The sequence below is a fragment of the Escherichia sp. E2661 genome, assembly GCF_004745185.1.
In the GTDB taxonomy this organism is placed as follows: domain Bacteria; phylum Pseudomonadota; class Gammaproteobacteria; order Enterobacterales; family Enterobacteriaceae; genus Escherichia.
This window is the reverse complement of sequence record NZ_PDIG01000039.1, coordinates 17564-32249: the sequence shown is the minus strand read 5'-3', so window position 1 is coordinate 32249 and position 14686 is coordinate 17564. Positions and strand designations below refer to the sequence as shown.

Here is a 14686-nt window from a genome sequence, read left to right as displayed (position 1 = left end):
TGGCACCTTTCCCATGAATTAGCGGAAATTGACGCTACGGTCGCTGGTCATGTCATACAACTGGAACTTACGCCCAAGTTGCTGACCCCCGTCACGCGTCAGCGGCGTCCAGCCAATCGCCGCACGGCTGCGTGTCGGGCCAGACGAGAAGAGATCCAGCGGTACAGAGACATACACGCCTTTGGTGAAGTCCCCTTCGCCGTACTCCTCTTTTGAAACATTAGTGATCGTGGCATAGCCACCCACCACCACGCCGCTATCAAAGCGTTTGGCGATCTCCAGCGTGCCGCCTTTATCCCCTGCCAGATACTGTCCGACGCTGGCTTTCACTAACACATCCTGAGCGAAAGATGGCGTCCAGTATGCGGTCAGATGTCCGGTTTTCACGCTGTAGTCGGTGAATTTCATCATATCTTTTGCACTACGCCAGTCGCGCTGTTTAACGTAGTTGGCATCCAGACCAAACGCCCAGTTGCTGTCCAGCGGACGATACAACACTTCGGCCCCCGCACCGCCAAACATGGTTTCGAGATAACCTCCATAGACCTGACCGTAGAAGCCGTTGCCCAGATGCTGGAAGTAGTTGGCTTGCAGGTTATTCACATAGACATCGTTCTGAACATACTCGCGCACATGGGTACGAACGCGCGGTAAGTGCGAGTCCTGCGGCGGATTGGTGTAGTTAAACTTGTCGTAGTTGTTAGCCAGGTTAGCAAACAGGCTGCCGGTGGTCAGCAGATGGTCCGTCAGCCACAAATCTGCCGTTCCCATCACGCCCAGCTGATACATGTAAAAGTTTTCCGGGCCACCGACCGACTGGTTCAGCACCGGATCGATATGGAAATCAAAACGCGATTTGTCGATATACCATCCCTGCTCGGTGGACTTCGGAACCACTGGCTCGACGCGTTTTTGCGCCAGCTTCGTTTCATGGCCCAGCGGCTCCCCGGCGAGATGATTTTTCAGGCTGGCGACATCGGTTTCCGTCGTCACCTGCGGCATGTTAAGGCGATTCTCCGTAATGCGGATCGTTTTGATCCCATCCGGCAGATCGTTCATCACGATCCGATTAGCACGGATGATCCCTTCGCGCGAATCACGATATTTCACCTGCTCGCCGGTGACATACAGCGTATCGCCTTTCGCCTGGATCTGCGGATCGGCAAGTCCGGCGTTGTATTTCAACAGCGTTAACTGATTCGCCACCACCGAATGCTGCAAAATGGCATCCTGTGGCTGCGGTTGATATTGCGGGCGGGCGTTATCGTTGTACGAAGGACGTAGATCGTTAAAGTTGGTGCGCAGCGTGACGCCAAACATAAAGGTGTTACCACGTTCATAGCTAAGGTTAACGTCGGCCCAATCGGTAACGCGATAAATCGCACCGACGTTAAACTTACTTTTTTGCTCCAGCTTCCCGGCAAAATCCTGCTGATAATTATTACCTTCATACTCCAGTTTCAGGCGCAGCGGCTGCCAGGGCGTCTGGTATTCCACGCCGCCAAACAGTGAGGCCGGGCCGTGGAACATCTGGCTGCCGTCGATAGATCCCGCCTGTTTGTAGCTGTTATCGCGATAGCAATATTTATCACTGGCTGAACAGAGCGGATTTTTCACATTACCGCTGGTGCCCAGATATCCCCAGCCCAGGCCGAGCGTAAAATCGAACGGCCCCCAGGCTTTGCTGGCAACAAGATATTCCGCATCAAACAGCCCCGTGCCACCGATATCCCGCGCGCCAACCGCCACTTGCGGCAGCCAATAACTCTCTTCCCACAAACGCAGTTTGAGATCGAAGGCTTTATCTTTATACGTTTGATCACCAGAGAACGCTTCGACGCTGCTGTACTGCCGGGTGCGCACGTCGGTGTAGCGCAGCGTTGTTTCCAGCCAGGGGAAGAGTTGCACTGAAGCTGAGTAATAACGGTACTGATCGTTATCGCGATAGTTCAAACTCAACTCCCCTTCCCGCGCCATGCGGGCGGTGGGCGTTTGTAATAATCCTACGCCACCGAAATCCGATTGCGACGGGCCAATGGGCGCAGGATACGTTTCGCCGTAGCAAGCCGTGCTAATGCCCAGCGCCAGTAAGCTAAGCAGATGTCTTTTTTTCATTATTGGGGTATCCGCTGCGTCAGGGTCTGAAGAATGTCGGCGTTAAGGGCGTCGGGCGTCTTACTCCAGACGGAGTCCGCGAGGCCAACATAAATAATGCTGCCGGGCATTGGCTCTACGTGACGCTTGTTCCAGTAAGCCACCGGCGCTTTTTGCGTGCGTCCGTCCGGGTAAACCACCCACGCGTAGCTGCGATCCGCACCGCTAAGCAGACTTTGCCCGGAGAGATAGCTCGCCACGTCGCGACCGGGAGTGAATGGCTGATTGCCAGGACGGCTGATAAGCCCGAACAACGTGACCGTTGACGGCGGTGGTCCGACCCACAGCGTGTAGTTGCCCTGCAACGGCGGGTTACCGCGTTCGGCAACGCGCACGATATCGGGATCAAGATTGATTTTTTGTCTGCCCGTCACCTTCAACGCCTGAATTTGCTGGCGTAAGGCGTTAATCGCGGCGGTATCGTCTGCGCTGGAATCTGCGGCCTGTTCAGCCAGCCGTGTCAGCAACGCCTGCTGCTGACGCAATGCTGCCGCCGTTGCCAGCTCTTCGCTAATCACCGCACCGGGCCACCAGCTGTTTGCCAGCCGTGGTTGGCCTACCAGATCGATTAGATGCTCCGCGCCCGTCAGCGTTTTGGCCTCACCACTACCATTGCTGAACACCTTGACGGTTCCTGCCGCAAAGACCGATGACGATCCCACACTCAAAAGCAACGCGACAATAGTTTGTTTAATCATTGTTTTGCCGCCTTGATGAGAGTGGTTTTCACCGGGAAATAATCCGCGCCAAGATACTGTTCCGACTGGCGAATTTGCCCTTCTCTGTCGATCCAATAGCGGTTATGCCAGCGCGCCTGGTCGGTGGAGACTTCTTCGTCCAGCACGCGAACCGGGGTTTCATCGCTGCCGACCTTGACGGTATCGGTGCCATCCCATCTGAAGACTGAGCGTGCGGTGGCGTAGCGTACCTGCTGGTACTCGGTCCAGCCCATCGTGCGCGTCCAGGTTGCACCATCAATGATTTGTGCGGGTTTAATCAGCGGGTCAGTGGCAAGGTTATTCACTTCAATCAGGTTGTCGCCGCCAAGCAAAGTCTTCACCAGACGACCATGTTGTGTGACGAGAGTGGCCTGATCCTGAGTGACCCATTTTTGTTGTCCGTCTTCAGCGAAGGCCAGCACCACAAATAACTGCGGCCCGCCATTAAGCTGCATGTACTGGCTGGCGTAGGGCATATTTTGAATATCATCGTCCGTCAGCTGTACGCCTGGCGTACCGAACAGACTGTCCCACAGTGAATTGCCCAGCTCTTTAGTCGTGGCTGAACACGCCTGTAATAACAGGCAGATAAGAATGAGTGCAGGTCGCTTCACGACTCTTCTCCAGAGGGGCAGAATAACCACACCGGAGTGTGGTTATGGTTAATCCCCGTCATACTGAATTATTTTGGGGATACATACGTTATTACTGGGTACTGGTGGTCGTGGTTGTAGTGGTCCCGGTATTAGAACCATCACCGCCACCGGTTGCCGCGAGCGCGACACCCACCGCCGAGCTTACGGTGCTGACGCTGGTCGCGGAGGAACTACCCGCCGAAACCGACGTTGCTGCCGATCCTGCCGCTTCGCCCACCTGTACAGGTGCAGCCCACGCAGAAGTCGCCGCAAGCGCAGATATGGCAAAAATGCCATACAGAACTTTTTTCATAACAATTTCCCTTCATTGAATGAATGGAGATTTACCCAAAAACATTTCGGGCGGGATCGAGTATACACAACTAAAGCATGCGAATTACGGCGCGGGTAATTAGTGAAGGAGTTTTAGGATAATTGGAATGAATATCAAATATAAGCTTTAAATTATATATAAATAAGATTAAAAATCATGAAGTTAAAATAAAATAAAAAGTAATTAATCTGCGTATTTTCCGAAATAAACCACGATTAAAAATCTATTTTAGGATTAACCTCACGGTATGTTTTTCGTTAAATCGCCGACAAGGGGATTGATCTGATAAAACAATGCCGACTTATAGTCGGCATTGTTATTAAGGTTATTTAATCAATCGTGCTATGTATTAATTGCCAAATACGATGTACATATCGGCATCGACCTGTAGGCCTGATAAGACGCGACCGCGTCGCATCAGGCACCGGTTGCCGGATGCGGCGTGAACGCCTTATCCGGCCTACATATCGACGATGATTAACCGCGCCACGCTTTATAGCGGTTAATCAGACCATTGGTTGAGCTATCGTGGCTGCTGATTTCTTTGTCATCTTTCAGCTCTGGCAGAATACGGTTCGCCAGCTGTTTACCCAGCTCAACGCCCCACTGGTCGAAGGTGAAGATGTTGAGGATCACGCCCTGAGTAAAGATTTTGTGCTCATACAGCGCAATCAACGCACCCAGGCTGAACGGAGTGATTTCGCGCAGCAGGATAGAGTTGGTCGGGCGGTTACCTTCGAACACTTTAAACGGCACCACGTAGTCAAGCGTTGCCGGATCTTTACCCTGATCGCGATATTCCTGCTCAACCACTTCGCGGGATTTACCAAACGCCAGCGCTTCGGTCTGAGCAAAGAAGTTAGACAGCAGTTTCTGGTGATGATCAGAGAGCGGGTTATGGGTGATAGCCGGAGCGATGAAATCGCACGGTACCATTTTGGTTCCCTGGTGGATCAGCTGGTAAAACGCGTGCTGACCGTTAGTACCAGGTTCACCCCAGATAATCGGGCCAGTCTGGTAATCCACCACGTTACCGTTACGGTCAACGTACTTACCGTTGGATTCCATATTACCCTGCTGGAAGTACGCCGCGAAACGGTGCATATACTGGTCATACGGCAGAATCGCTTCAGTTTCCGCGCCAAAGAAATTGTTGTACCAGATGCCAATCAGCGCCAGCAGTACAGGCAGGTTTTTCTCGGCAGGCGTAGTGGAGAAATGCTTGTCCATCGCGTGTGCGCCGGAAAGCAGTTCAACGAAGTTATCAAAGCCGATGGAGAGAACAATCGACAGGCCAATCGCTGACCACAAAGAGTAACGGCCGCCAACCCAGTCCCAGAACTCGAACATATTGGCGGTATCAATACCAAACTCGCCAACGGCTTTGGCATTGGTGGAGAGCGCCGCAAAGTGTTTCGCAACGTGTTTTTCATCACCAGCCGCTTTCAGGAACCAGTCACGCGCGCTATGGGCGTTGGTCATGGTTTCCTGAGTGGTGAAGGTTTTAGATGCTACCAGGAACAGCGTGGTTTCCGGGTTTACTTTTTTCAGCACTTCCGCGATGTGAGTCCCATCAACGTTAGAAACAAAGTGCATGTTCAGGTGGTTTTTGTAAGGGCGCAGCGCTTCAGTCACCATGTACGGACCAAGGTCAGAACCGCCGATCCCGATGTTCACTACGTCAGTGATGGCTTTGCCGGTATAGCCTTTCCACTCACCAGAAATAATCGCTTCCGAGAAGGTTTTCATCTTCTCCAGCACCGCGTTGACTTCCGGCATAACATCTTTGCCATCAACCAGAATCGGCGTATTGCTACGGTTACGCAGCGCCACGTGCAGTACGGCACGGTTTTCGGTGCGGTTGATCTTCTCGCCAGAGAACATCGACTTAATCGCGCCCGCCAGATCGCACTCTTTCGCCAGATCCTGTAATTTCGCCAGCGTTTCTTCGGTGATGCGGTTTTTGGAGTAATCCACCAGCATCTGATCGTCGAAGGTTGCGGAGAACTTAGAAAAACGATCGCCGTCTTTAGCAAAAAGATCGGCGATCGTAACGTCTTTCATTTCATCGAAGTGTTTCTGTAGTGCCTGCCAGGCCGCGGTCTGCGTTGGATTGATGTTTTTCATTAGCAATACTCTTCTGATATTGAGAATTGTGACTGTGGAAGATTGTAGCGCCAGTCACAGAAAAATGTGATGGTTTTAGTGCCGTTAGCTCAGCTAACCACTGAAGAGGATAAAAAGTATAGACGTTATAAGCACAATTTCTGACCACGCCCGCTGCATGAATAATCCGCATAATCCCGGCGTTGACACACTCCCCTACACCTTTTATTTATAAATACGGTCTGCGCCTGCACCGGTTTCTGTTTTGCCTTTGTGCCAAGGTCGCTTCTTTCATTCCCTGACACGAGGTTGTTATGCCCGATATTGTTGTCTCCAAATTTGGTGGTACTAGCGTGGCTGATTTCGACGCCATGAACCGCAGCGCCGACATTGTGCTTTCTGATGTGAATGTGCGTTTAGTTGTGCTTTCTGCTTCTGCGGGCATTACCAATCTGTTGGTTGCACTGGCTGAAGGTCTGGAACCGGTTGAGCGTTTCGAAAAACTCGATGCCATTCGCAATATTCAGTTCGCCATTCTGGAGCGCCTGCGTTACCCGAACGTCATCCGTGAAGAGATTGAACGTTTGCTGGAGAACATTACCGTTCTGGCCGAAGCTGCTGCACTGGCAACCTCTCCAGCGCTAACTGATGAACTGGTCAGCCACGGCGAACTGATGTCTACCCTACTGTTTGTGGAGATTCTGCGTGAACGCAATGTTCAGGCCCAGTGGTTCGATGTGCGTAAAGTGATGCGCACAAACGATCGCTTTGGCCGCGCGGAGCCAGATATTGCTGCGCTGGCGGAACTGTCTGCGCTGCAACTAACCCCACGTCTCAGCGAAGGTTTAGTCATCACCCAGGGCTTTATTGGCAGTGAAAGTAAAGGGCGAACCACAACGCTTGGTCGCGGCGGTAGTGACTACACGGCGGCACTATTGGCAGAAGCGTTAAACGCTGCTCGCGTCGATATCTGGACAGATGTGCCGGGGATTTATACTACCGACCCGCGCGTCGTGCCTGATGCCAAACGAATTGATGAAATCGCCTTTGAAGAAGCAGCTGAAATGGCAACCTTTGGTGCCAAAGTACTTCATCCGGCAACCTTACTGCCTGCAGTGCGCAGCGATATCCCGGTGTTTGTCGGTTCAAGCAAAGATCCGCGTGCTGGCGGTACTTTGGTGTGTAATAAAACCGAAAATCCGCCGTTGTTTCGTGCGCTGGCTCTGCGTCGCAAACAAACGCTATTAACCCTGCATAGCCTGAATATGCTGCATTCTCGCGGCTTCCTCGCGGAGGTTTTCGGCATTCTCGCACGGCATAATATTTCAGTGGATTTAATTACTACGTCAGAAGTGAGCGTGGCGTTAACCCTCGACACTACCGGTTCAACGTCAACTGGCGATACGTTGCTGACACAATCGCTGCTGATGGAGCTTTCAGCCCTGTGCCGGGTAGAAGTGGAAGAAGGCCTGGCGCTGGTGGCTCTGATTGGTAACGACCTGTCAAAAGCCTGTGGTGTTGGCAAAGAGGTGTTTGGCGTACTTGAACCGTTCAACATACGCATGATTTGCTACGGCGCTTCCAGTCATAACCTGTGCTTCCTGGTGCCTGGCGAAGATGCGGAACAGGTGGTGCAGAAACTGCATAGTAATTTGTTTGAGTAAAAACAGTGCGGCCCGGATGATACTTGCCGGGCCGAATTTATTCTCCCATCACTGTCGCCATCAACAACCTATCCAGCTCCCTGGTATCACCATCCCTACTATCCGGTAACACAGGCGGAATTTCCCCACGCGCCAGTTCCGCATGGATAAACGCATGTAGCAATGGACGGCGTGGGCCATATTCCGCTTCACCCGCACGCTGTTTACGTTCCAGCAACTCATCTATTTCTGCGCGTAAGGCCGCATCCAACTCACTTCCCGCCAGCAATTCGGAAAAACGCATTGGCGGTACGCCTTTTCCCGCTTCAACCCAGCGCACGGCCAGCAGCGGACGCAGCACGTAAAAGTATTTTTTCAGTCGAACTTCATCGCCCTGCAAATAGCCGCGGAAGTTTTTCTGCGCCATCGAATAGTAATGCCAACGCGCACGCAGCGGAGAAAACCACGTTGGGACCATTGCCTTAAGCGCCGTTATCGTCTCTTCATCTTGCTGATAGACCACCGGTGAATCCAGCCATTCAATTAGCGTGGGATTCGCACCTTTCAGCAATCCCAGCGCTTTGCGCCATTCCCAACCGGAAACATCTAACTCGTCGTCGATGGGCAGTTCGATAACATCGCGTGGTGACTCTACCCGCAGATACCATTCCAGCGGATGGACATACAAAAACCGCACATCGTAATCGCTGTCGGGCGAAGCAAATCCCCAGCCGCGACTCCCCGATTCGCAGGCGTACAGCACTTTCACGCCATAGCGACGTTCAATTTCCTTTAACTGCTGCGATACCCGTTCACGCATCGCAGCACTGACTCCATTTAATGGCATTTGACTCATCCTTTGATATTAACTACCCCGAACAAGACCACTGAAAACAGAGATGTTATCAATGAGATAGCGTTATTGCGAGAAACAGGCCAGAAGTAAAATTACAACTTTAACGTATTGAATAACAAAGAATTAATTAAATTTTATAAGTTAGCGGTCATTTATTTTCGTTAAATTTTTATCTGTATTTATCGCCAATTATCTAAGCAGATAAAAATAAAGAGAAGGCAAATGAATCTTATCAGTTCTGCTTGCAAATAAATTCCCGTACACTGAACTATCCGATTAACAGAGGGCACCATCATGGCACTCCCCCGTATTACTCAAAAAGAGATGACTGAGCGTGAACAGCGCGAACTGAAGACGCTGCTGGATCGCGCGCGTATTGCACATGGTCGCGTGCTGACCAACGCCGAAACCAACAGCATTAAGAAAGAGTACATCGATAAATTAATGGTTGAGCGTGAGGCTGAAGCGAAAAAAGCCCGCCAGTTGAAGAAAAAGCAGGCTTATAAACCGGATCCTGAAGCGTCATTCAGTTGGTCGGCAAATACGTCGACGCGCGGCAAACGCTGATTAACGACCTTTTTTCTTCCGCCCCGGCGAGGCGAAACGCTTGCCGTTTGATGCCGGGCGGCTACCTTTCTCCGCCGTTTTTTCTACCTTCACCACCGGGCGTTTGATGCCTGCCGTTTTCGGTTTGGCCTTCGCTTTGGGCTTCGCCTCGGAAGAGGAATTTTCAATGAGCTTAAAGAGATCGATAAGCTCGTCGTCGGTTAAATCGCGCCATTCTCCCAGCGGAATGCCGCTTAAGCTGACGTTCATAATGCGCGTACGTTCCAGCTTTTTCACTTCGTAGCCAAAGTGCTCGCACATGCGACGGATCTGACGGTTCAGCCCCTGCACTAACGTAATGCGAAAGACAAACGGCGCTTCTTTTTTAACTTTGCACTTTTTGGTCACTGTCCCGAGGATTGGCACCCCCGCACTCATGCCGCGAATAAACTCCTCGGTAATCGGTTTATCGACCGTCACCAGATATTCTTTCTCATGATCGTTACCCGCGCGGAGGATCTTATTCACCAGATCGCCGTGGTTGGTGAGGAAAATCAGCCCCTGGGAATCTTTATCCAGGCGACCAATCGGGAACACGCGTTTGCTGTGGTTAACGAAATCGACAATGTTATCGCGCTCGCCATCTTCGGTGGTGCTGACAATGCCTACGGGCTTGTTCAGGGCGATAAGTACCAAATCTTCGGCTTCCCGAGGCTCAATCAACTGACCGTTTACTTTCACAACGTCGCCGGGTTTCACCTGATCGCCAATGGTGGCACGCTTGCCATTAAGGAACACATTGCCTTGCTCGATATAGCGATCCGCTTCGCGGCGTGAGCAAATTCCGCTTTCGCTGATGTATTTATTTAAACGGACTGATGAGTCGGGCAGCATAAATTCTCCTGTAAAACGCGGAATATACCGTACCTCTTAGCGGGGAAAAACAGGGTTATGCGGCAACGTCGAAATTAAATGTGATCTGCCGCGCCTTTTATCACAAAAGTGTCACCAGAAGCCTGATGCAAATTTGCCTGGCGAAAACCAGGATAATCAACCGATTACGAATCTCTGCACACCTGTGCTGATGACTGCTACGCAGAGAAACAAATGTGCAAGATAAAGCGCCATTTCAGCCCAAACAAAGAGTGAAAAATCGCTTTTAAAGGTCACCATGATGGAGTTATATCAGATCAAGCGGTTAAAAAGCATATTTGCACAAATGTGCAAAATCAGGAGGCGGCGATGGAAAACAGTGACGATATCCGTTTGATTGTGAAGATTGCCCAACTCTATTACGAACAGGACATGACGCAGGCGCAAATCGCCCGCGAACTGGGTATTTATCGGACCACCATCAGCCGCTTACTTAAACGGGGCCGCGAACAGGGAATTGTCACCATCGCCATCAACTATGACTACAACGAAAACCTCTGGCTGGAGCAGCAACTGAAGCAAAAGTTTGGTCTGAAAGAAGCTGTGGTGGTATCAGGGCGCGATGAAGAGGAAGACGCTCAGTTGGCGGTAATGGGGTTACACGGCGCGCAATTGTTAGATCGTTTGCTGGAACCTGGTGATATTGTTGGTTTTTCCTGGGGCCGCGCGGTGAGCGCACTGGTTGAAAACTTGCCGCAGGCGGGGCAATCGCGGCAGTTAATTTGCGTGCCGATTATTGGCGGCCCGTCCGGTAAACTCGAAAGCCGCTATCACGTAAACACATTAACCTACAGCGCGGCGGCAAAGCTGAAAGGGGAATCGCAGCTCGCGGATTTTCCAGCTCTGCTGGATAACCCCTTAATTCGTAATGGGATCATGCAGTCTCAGCACTTTAAAACCATCTCAGCTTACTGGGATAATCTGGATGTCGCCCTGGTGGGGATTGGTTCACCGGCCATTCGCGATGGCGCCAACTGGCATGCATTTTATGGCGGCGAAGAGAGTGACGACCTGAATGCCCGTCAGGTTGCTGGCGATATTTGCTCGCGCTTTTTTGATATTCACGGCGCAATGGTCGAAACGAATATGAGCGAGAAAACACTCTCTATCGAAATGAATAAACTAAAGCAGGCACGTTATTCCATTGGTATTGCTATAGGTGAAGAGAAATATAGCGGAATTATTGGCGCACTGCGTGGGCAATATATTAATTGTCTGGTAACGAATAGCAACACAGCTGAACTATTACTGAAATAAAAATCTGCCCGACTTTTACCGTAATGAAAAATTACGGCGGGCCTCTATTACCTAAAACCAGGAGTCTGTTATGCCAAATTGGTTAAATTTGCAGGATAAAATTATTATTGTCACCGGTGGCGCATCCGGCATTGGTCTGGCGATTGTGGATGAATTATTAGCACAAGGCGCGAATGTTCAGATGGTCGATATTCACGGTGGCGATGGTCAATATGAAAGTCATAAAGGTTATCAGTTCTGGCCGACCGATATTTCCAGCGCCAAAGAGGTAAATCATACGGTAGCGGAAATTATTCAGCGTTTTGGTCGCATCGACGGTCTGGTCAATAACGCCGGGGTCAACTTCCCGCGTCTGCTGGTCGATGAGAAAGCGCCTGCCGGGCAGTATGAACTCAACGAAGCTGCATTCGAAAAAATGGTCAATATCAACCAGAAAGGCGTTTTTCTGATGTCGCAGGCGGTGGCGCGGCAGATGGTAAAACAACACGATGGCGTGATTGTGAATGTTTCCTCGGAAAGCGGTCTGGAAGGCTCAGAAGGCCAAAGCTGTTACGCCGCCACCAAAGCCGCGCTCAATAGCTTCACGCGCTCCTGGTCGAAAGAGTTGGGTAAACACGGTATCCGTGTGGTCGGTATCGCGCCGGGGATTCTGGAAAAAACCGGGCTGCGCACGCCGGAATATGAAGAGGCGCTGGCGTGGACGCGCAATATCACCGTCGAACAGCTGCGTGAAGGCTATACCAAAAACGCCATTCCTATTGGGCGCGCCGGAAAATTAGCAGAAGTCGCTGATTTTGTTAGTTATCTGCTGTCTGAACGCGCCAGCTATATCACCGGAGTAACCACTAACATTGCGGGCGGCAAAACGCGCGGCTAAGGAGGCTTTATGGTCAATGCCATTTTTTGCGCCCACGGCAAATTAGCCTGCGCCATGCTGGAATCGGTTCAGATGGTGTACGGCGACGCCAGGGTCGAGGCAGTTGAATTTGTGCCCGGCGAGAACGCCGGAGACATTGTGGCAAAGCTGGAGAAGTTAGTGAGCATTCACAATCATGACGAGTGGCTAATCGCCGTGGATTTACAGTGCGGTAGCCCGTGGAATGCAGCAGCGACGCTTGCGATGCGCAATCAGCACCTGCGGGTGATAAGCGGCCTTTCCCTGCCACTGGCGCTCGAACTGGTCGATAACCAGGACAGCATGAACGTTGATGAACTGTGTGAACACCTGACGCAAATCGCAAAGCAAACCTGCGTTGTCTGGAAACAACTGGCAACGGCAGAGGAGGATTTCTGATGAACATTACGCTCGCCCGCATTGATGACCGCCTAATCCACGGCCAGGTCACTACCGTCTGGTCGAAAGTGGCTAACGCCCAGCGCATTATTATCTGCAATGACGAGGTGTATAACGATGAAGTTCGCCGGACATTATTGCGTCAGGCCGCCCCGCCGGGAATGAAAGTTAACGTGGTCAATATTGAAAAAGCCGTCGCGGTGTATCACAACCCGCAATATCAGGACGAAACCGTATTTTATCTTTTTACCCGACCTCAGGATGCCTTAGCGATGGTTCGCCAGGGAGTAAAAATCGGCACCCTGAATATTGGCGGCATGGCCTGGCGACCCGGTAAAAAACAGTTAACCAAAGCAGTTTCATTAGATGACGATGATATTAACGCATTTCATGAGTTAAATAATCTTGGCGTCACGCTGGATTTACGCGTTGTAGCGTCAGATCCTTCAATCAATATTATCGACAAAATAAAAGAACAGTTAGTCGCAAATTAAATAATAGCGCCTGTGTACATATGCTTTAACAGGCAGGGATGACGACACTTAAAAGGTGACAAATCATGGAAATAAGTACCCTACAAATCATTGCCATATTTCTTTTTTCCTGTATTGCCGGAATGGGCAGCGTGCTGGATGAATTTCAGACTCATCGCCCGTTAATTGCCTGTACGGTGATTGGTTTAATTCTCGGTGATTTAAAAACCGGAATTATGCTCGGTGGTACGCTGGAATTGATAGCTCTCGGCTGGATGAACGTCGGCGCGGCGCAATCTCCGGATTCTGCACTCGCCAGCATAATCTCCGCCATTCTGGTTATCGTTGGTCAGCAAAGCATCGCCACCGGTATCGCCATCGCGTTGCCTGTGGCTGCGGCAGGCCAGGTGCTGACGGTGTTTGCCCGCACCATCACCGTTGTGTTCCAGCACGCGGCGGATAAAGCAGCGGAAGAGGCGCGGTTTCGCACTCTCGATATTCTGCATGTCTCCGCGCTTGGCGTGCAGGCACTGCGCGTTGCGATTCCGGCACTGATTGTCTCGCTGTTCGTCAGCGCCGATATGGTGAGCAATATGCTGAGCGCCATTCCCGAATTTGTGACCCGTGGACTGCAGATTGCTGGCGGTTTTATCGTGGTGGTCGGTTACGCCATGGTGCTTCGCATGATGGGCGTGAAATATTTGATGCCTTTCTTTTTCCTCGGTTTCCTCGCAGGTGGCTACCTCGATCTCAGTCTGCTGGCTTTCGGTGGCGTCGGCGTAATCATGGCCCTGCTCTACATCCAGTTAAATCCACAGTGGCGTAAAGCTGAACCACATCCCCAGACCACCACTATCACCGCCCTTGACCAACTTGATGATTAACGGAGCCATCATGGAACAGAGAAAAATTACACGCAGCGATCTGGTGAGCATGTTTCTGCGCTCCAACCTGCAACAGGCGTCCTTCAACTTTGAACGCATTCATGGGCTGGGCTTTTGTTACGACATGATCCCCGCCATCAAGCGACTCTACCCATTAAAAGAGGATCAGGTTGCGGCGCTCAGGCGACACCTGGTGTTTTTCAATACCACGCCAGCCGTATGTGGTCCGGTCATCGGCGTGACCGCCGCCATGGAAGAAGCTCGGGCCAACGGTGCAGAAATTGATGACGGCACCATTAACGGCATCAAAGTTGGCCTGATGGGACCATTGGCAGGGGTTGGCGATCCACTGGTCTGGGGAACGCTGCGCCCGATTACCGCCGCGCTCGGCGCATCTCTGGCACTTTCGGGCAACATTCTCGGCCCGCTGCTGTTCTTCTTTATTTTCAACGCGGTGCGTCTGGCGATGAAGTGGTATGGCCTACAACTCGGCTTTCGTAAAGGGGTGAATATCGTCAGCGATATGGGCGGGAATGTGCTGCAAAAACTCACCGAAGGCGCGTCGATTCTCGGACTGTTTGTGATGGGCGTGCTGGTCACCAAATGGACGTCGATCAACGTGCCGTTGGTGGTTTCACAAACGCCTGCCGCCGATGGCGCCACCGTCACCATGACCGTGCAGAACATTCTCGACCAACTTTGCCCTGGTTTGCTGGCGCTCGGTCTGACGCTGCTGATGGTGCGTCTGCTCAACAAAAAAATTAACCCGGTATGGCTGATTTTCGCCCTGTTTGGTTTAGGGATTATCGGCAATGCGCTGGGCTTCCTGTCCTGATTCTTCGCCCCGGCGCA

Annotated in this window: 15 protein-coding genes; 8 read left to right on the top strand and 7 right to left on the bottom strand. The window is 51.5% G+C overall.

Annotated features, from left to right (window positions below):
• Window positions 1-18: 18 nt before the first annotated feature.
• From CRI63_RS21835 to pgi, 5 genes are all read right to left on the bottom strand, one after another.
• Entirely contained in the window at window positions 19-2115 is a 2097-nt protein-coding gene (locus CRI63_RS21835; protein ID WP_000745767.1) for a YjbH domain-containing protein, read from the bottom strand.
• Window positions 2115-2852, bottom strand: a complete 738-nt coding sequence (locus tag CRI63_RS21830) for a capsule biosynthesis GfcC family protein (protein ID WP_135520780.1) — start codon at window positions 2850-2852, stop codon at window positions 2115-2117. Before CRI63_RS21830 ends, CRI63_RS21835 begins: the two co-directional genes overlap by 1 nt.
• A complete protein-coding gene (locus tag CRI63_RS21825; protein WP_135520778.1) occupies window positions 2849-3487 on the bottom strand; it encodes a YjbF family lipoprotein in 639 nt (212 codons plus the stop codon). The genes CRI63_RS21830 and CRI63_RS21825 overlap by 4 nt, the downstream gene beginning before the upstream one ends.
• A gap of 91 nt (window positions 3488-3578) precedes the next feature.
• Window positions 3579-3821 (bottom strand): exopolysaccharide production protein YjbE, encoded by a 243-nt coding sequence (yjbE, locus tag CRI63_RS21820; RefSeq protein ID WP_000757333.1) that lies wholly within the window; start codon window positions 3819-3821, stop codon window positions 3579-3581.
• Between the two features lie 498 nt (window positions 3822-4319).
• Window positions 4320-5969, bottom strand: coding sequence for a glucose-6-phosphate isomerase (gene pgi / locus CRI63_RS21815; RefSeq protein ID WP_000789986.1), 1650 nt, complete (start codon window positions 5967-5969; stop codon window positions 4320-4322).
• A gap of 293 nt (window positions 5970-6262) precedes the next feature.
• Here pgi and lysC point away from each other — a divergent pair, with 293 nt between their 5' ends.
• The gene (gene lysC, locus CRI63_RS21810; RefSeq protein ID WP_130224367.1) at window positions 6263-7612 is read left to right on the top strand and encodes a lysine-sensitive aspartokinase 3; all 1350 of its coding nucleotides are present in this window, start codon (window positions 6263-6265) and stop codon (window positions 7610-7612) included.
• A 37-nt stretch (window positions 7613-7649) separates the two neighbouring features.
• Here the strand turns inward: lysC and CRI63_RS21805 are convergent, their stop codons facing one another.
• Window positions 7650-8438 (bottom strand): nucleotidyltransferase domain-containing protein, encoded by a 789-nt coding sequence (locus CRI63_RS21805; RefSeq protein WP_135520776.1) that lies wholly within the window; start codon window positions 8436-8438, stop codon window positions 7650-7652.
• 303 nt (window positions 8439-8741) lie between these two features.
• Between CRI63_RS21805 and CRI63_RS21800 the strand changes: the two genes are divergently transcribed.
• Window positions 8742-9014 (top strand): DUF3811 domain-containing protein, encoded by a 273-nt coding sequence (locus tag CRI63_RS21800; RefSeq protein WP_001207629.1) that lies wholly within the window; start codon window positions 8742-8744, stop codon window positions 9012-9014.
• Here CRI63_RS21800 and rluF read toward each other — a convergent pair whose 3' ends face one another.
• The gene (gene rluF / locus CRI63_RS21795) at window positions 9015-9887 is read right to left on the bottom strand and encodes a 23S rRNA pseudouridine(2604) synthase RluF (protein ID WP_135520774.1); all 873 of its coding nucleotides are present in this window, start codon (window positions 9885-9887) and stop codon (window positions 9015-9017) included.
• Window positions 9888-10235: 348 nt separating this feature from the next.
• Between rluF and CRI63_RS21790 the strand changes: the two genes are divergently transcribed.
• The 6 genes from CRI63_RS21790 to CRI63_RS21765 all read left to right on the top strand — a co-directional run bounded on the left by CRI63_RS21790 (window position 10236) and on the right by CRI63_RS21765 (window position 14669).
• A complete protein-coding gene (locus CRI63_RS21790; protein WP_135405633.1) occupies window positions 10236-11183 on the top strand; it encodes a sugar-binding transcriptional regulator in 948 nt (315 codons plus the stop codon).
• A 70-nt stretch (window positions 11184-11253) separates the two neighbouring features.
• Window positions 11254-12060 carry an SDR family oxidoreductase gene (locus CRI63_RS21785; protein ID WP_135405632.1) on the top strand — a complete coding sequence of 269 codons (807 nt, stop codon included), beginning with the start codon at window positions 11254-11256 and terminating at the stop codon, window positions 12058-12060.
• A gap of 9 nt (window positions 12061-12069) precedes the next feature.
• Window positions 12070-12477 (top strand): mannose/fructose/sorbose PTS transporter subunit IIA, encoded by a 408-nt coding sequence (locus CRI63_RS21780; protein WP_135520772.1) that lies wholly within the window; start codon window positions 12070-12072, stop codon window positions 12475-12477.
• Window positions 12477-12971, top strand: a complete 495-nt coding sequence (locus tag CRI63_RS21775; RefSeq protein ID WP_130205757.1) for a PTS system mannose/fructose/N-acetylgalactosamine-transporter subunit IIB — start codon at window positions 12477-12479, stop codon at window positions 12969-12971. Before CRI63_RS21780 ends, CRI63_RS21775 begins: the two co-directional genes overlap by 1 nt.
• Window positions 12972-13036: 65 nt before the next feature.
• Entirely contained in the window at window positions 13037-13834 is a 798-nt protein-coding gene (locus tag CRI63_RS21770) for a PTS mannose/fructose/sorbose transporter subunit IIC (protein ID WP_000406332.1), read from the top strand.
• Window positions 13835-13844: 10 nt separating this feature from the next.
• Window positions 13845-14669, top strand: coding sequence for a PTS system mannose/fructose/sorbose family transporter subunit IID (locus CRI63_RS21765; protein ID WP_130258445.1), 825 nt, complete (start codon window positions 13845-13847; stop codon window positions 14667-14669).
• Window positions 14670-14686: the final 17 nt, after the last annotated feature.

What these genes read in the sequence shown, in the direction of transcription:
- CRI63_RS21835 (WP_000745767.1), bottom strand. Translation starts at nt 2,115, where the DNA reads ATGAAAAAAAGACATCTGCTTAGCTTACTGGCGCTGGGCATTAGCACG.
- CRI63_RS21830 (WP_135520780.1), bottom strand. Translation starts at nt 2,852, where the DNA reads ATGATTAAACAAACTATTGTCGCGTTGCTTTTGAGTGTGGGATCGTCA.
- yjbE (WP_000757333.1), bottom strand. Translation starts at nt 3,821, where the DNA reads ATGAAAAAAGTTCTGTATGGCATTTTTGCCATATCTGCGCTTGCGGCG.
- pgi (WP_000789986.1), bottom strand. Translation starts at nt 5,969, where the DNA reads ATGAAAAACATCAATCCAACGCAGACCGCGGCCTGGCAGGCACTACAG.
- lysC (WP_130224367.1), top strand. Translation starts at nt 6,263, where the DNA reads ATGCCCGATATTGTTGTCTCCAAATTTGGTGGTACTAGCGTGGCTGAT.
- CRI63_RS21805 (WP_135520776.1), bottom strand. Translation starts at nt 8,438, where the DNA reads ATGCCATTAAATGGAGTCAGTGCTGCGATGCGTGAACGGGTATCGCAG.
- CRI63_RS21800 (WP_001207629.1), top strand. Translation starts at nt 8,742, where the DNA reads ATGGCACTCCCCCGTATTACTCAAAAAGAGATGACTGAGCGTGAACAG.
- rluF (WP_135520774.1), bottom strand. Translation starts at nt 9,887, where the DNA reads ATGCTGCCCGACTCATCAGTCCGTTTAAATAAATACATCAGCGAAAGC.
- CRI63_RS21790 (WP_135405633.1), top strand. Translation starts at nt 10,236, where the DNA reads ATGGAAAACAGTGACGATATCCGTTTGATTGTGAAGATTGCCCAACTC.
- CRI63_RS21785 (WP_135405632.1), top strand. Translation starts at nt 11,254, where the DNA reads ATGCCAAATTGGTTAAATTTGCAGGATAAAATTATTATTGTCACCGGT.
- CRI63_RS21780 (WP_135520772.1), top strand. Translation starts at nt 12,070, where the DNA reads ATGGTCAATGCCATTTTTTGCGCCCACGGCAAATTAGCCTGCGCCATG.
- CRI63_RS21775 (WP_130205757.1), top strand. Translation starts at nt 12,477, where the DNA reads ATGAACATTACGCTCGCCCGCATTGATGACCGCCTAATCCACGGCCAG.
- CRI63_RS21770 (WP_000406332.1), top strand. Translation starts at nt 13,037, where the DNA reads ATGGAAATAAGTACCCTACAAATCATTGCCATATTTCTTTTTTCCTGT.
- CRI63_RS21765 (WP_130258445.1), top strand. Translation starts at nt 13,845, where the DNA reads ATGGAACAGAGAAAAATTACACGCAGCGATCTGGTGAGCATGTTTCTG.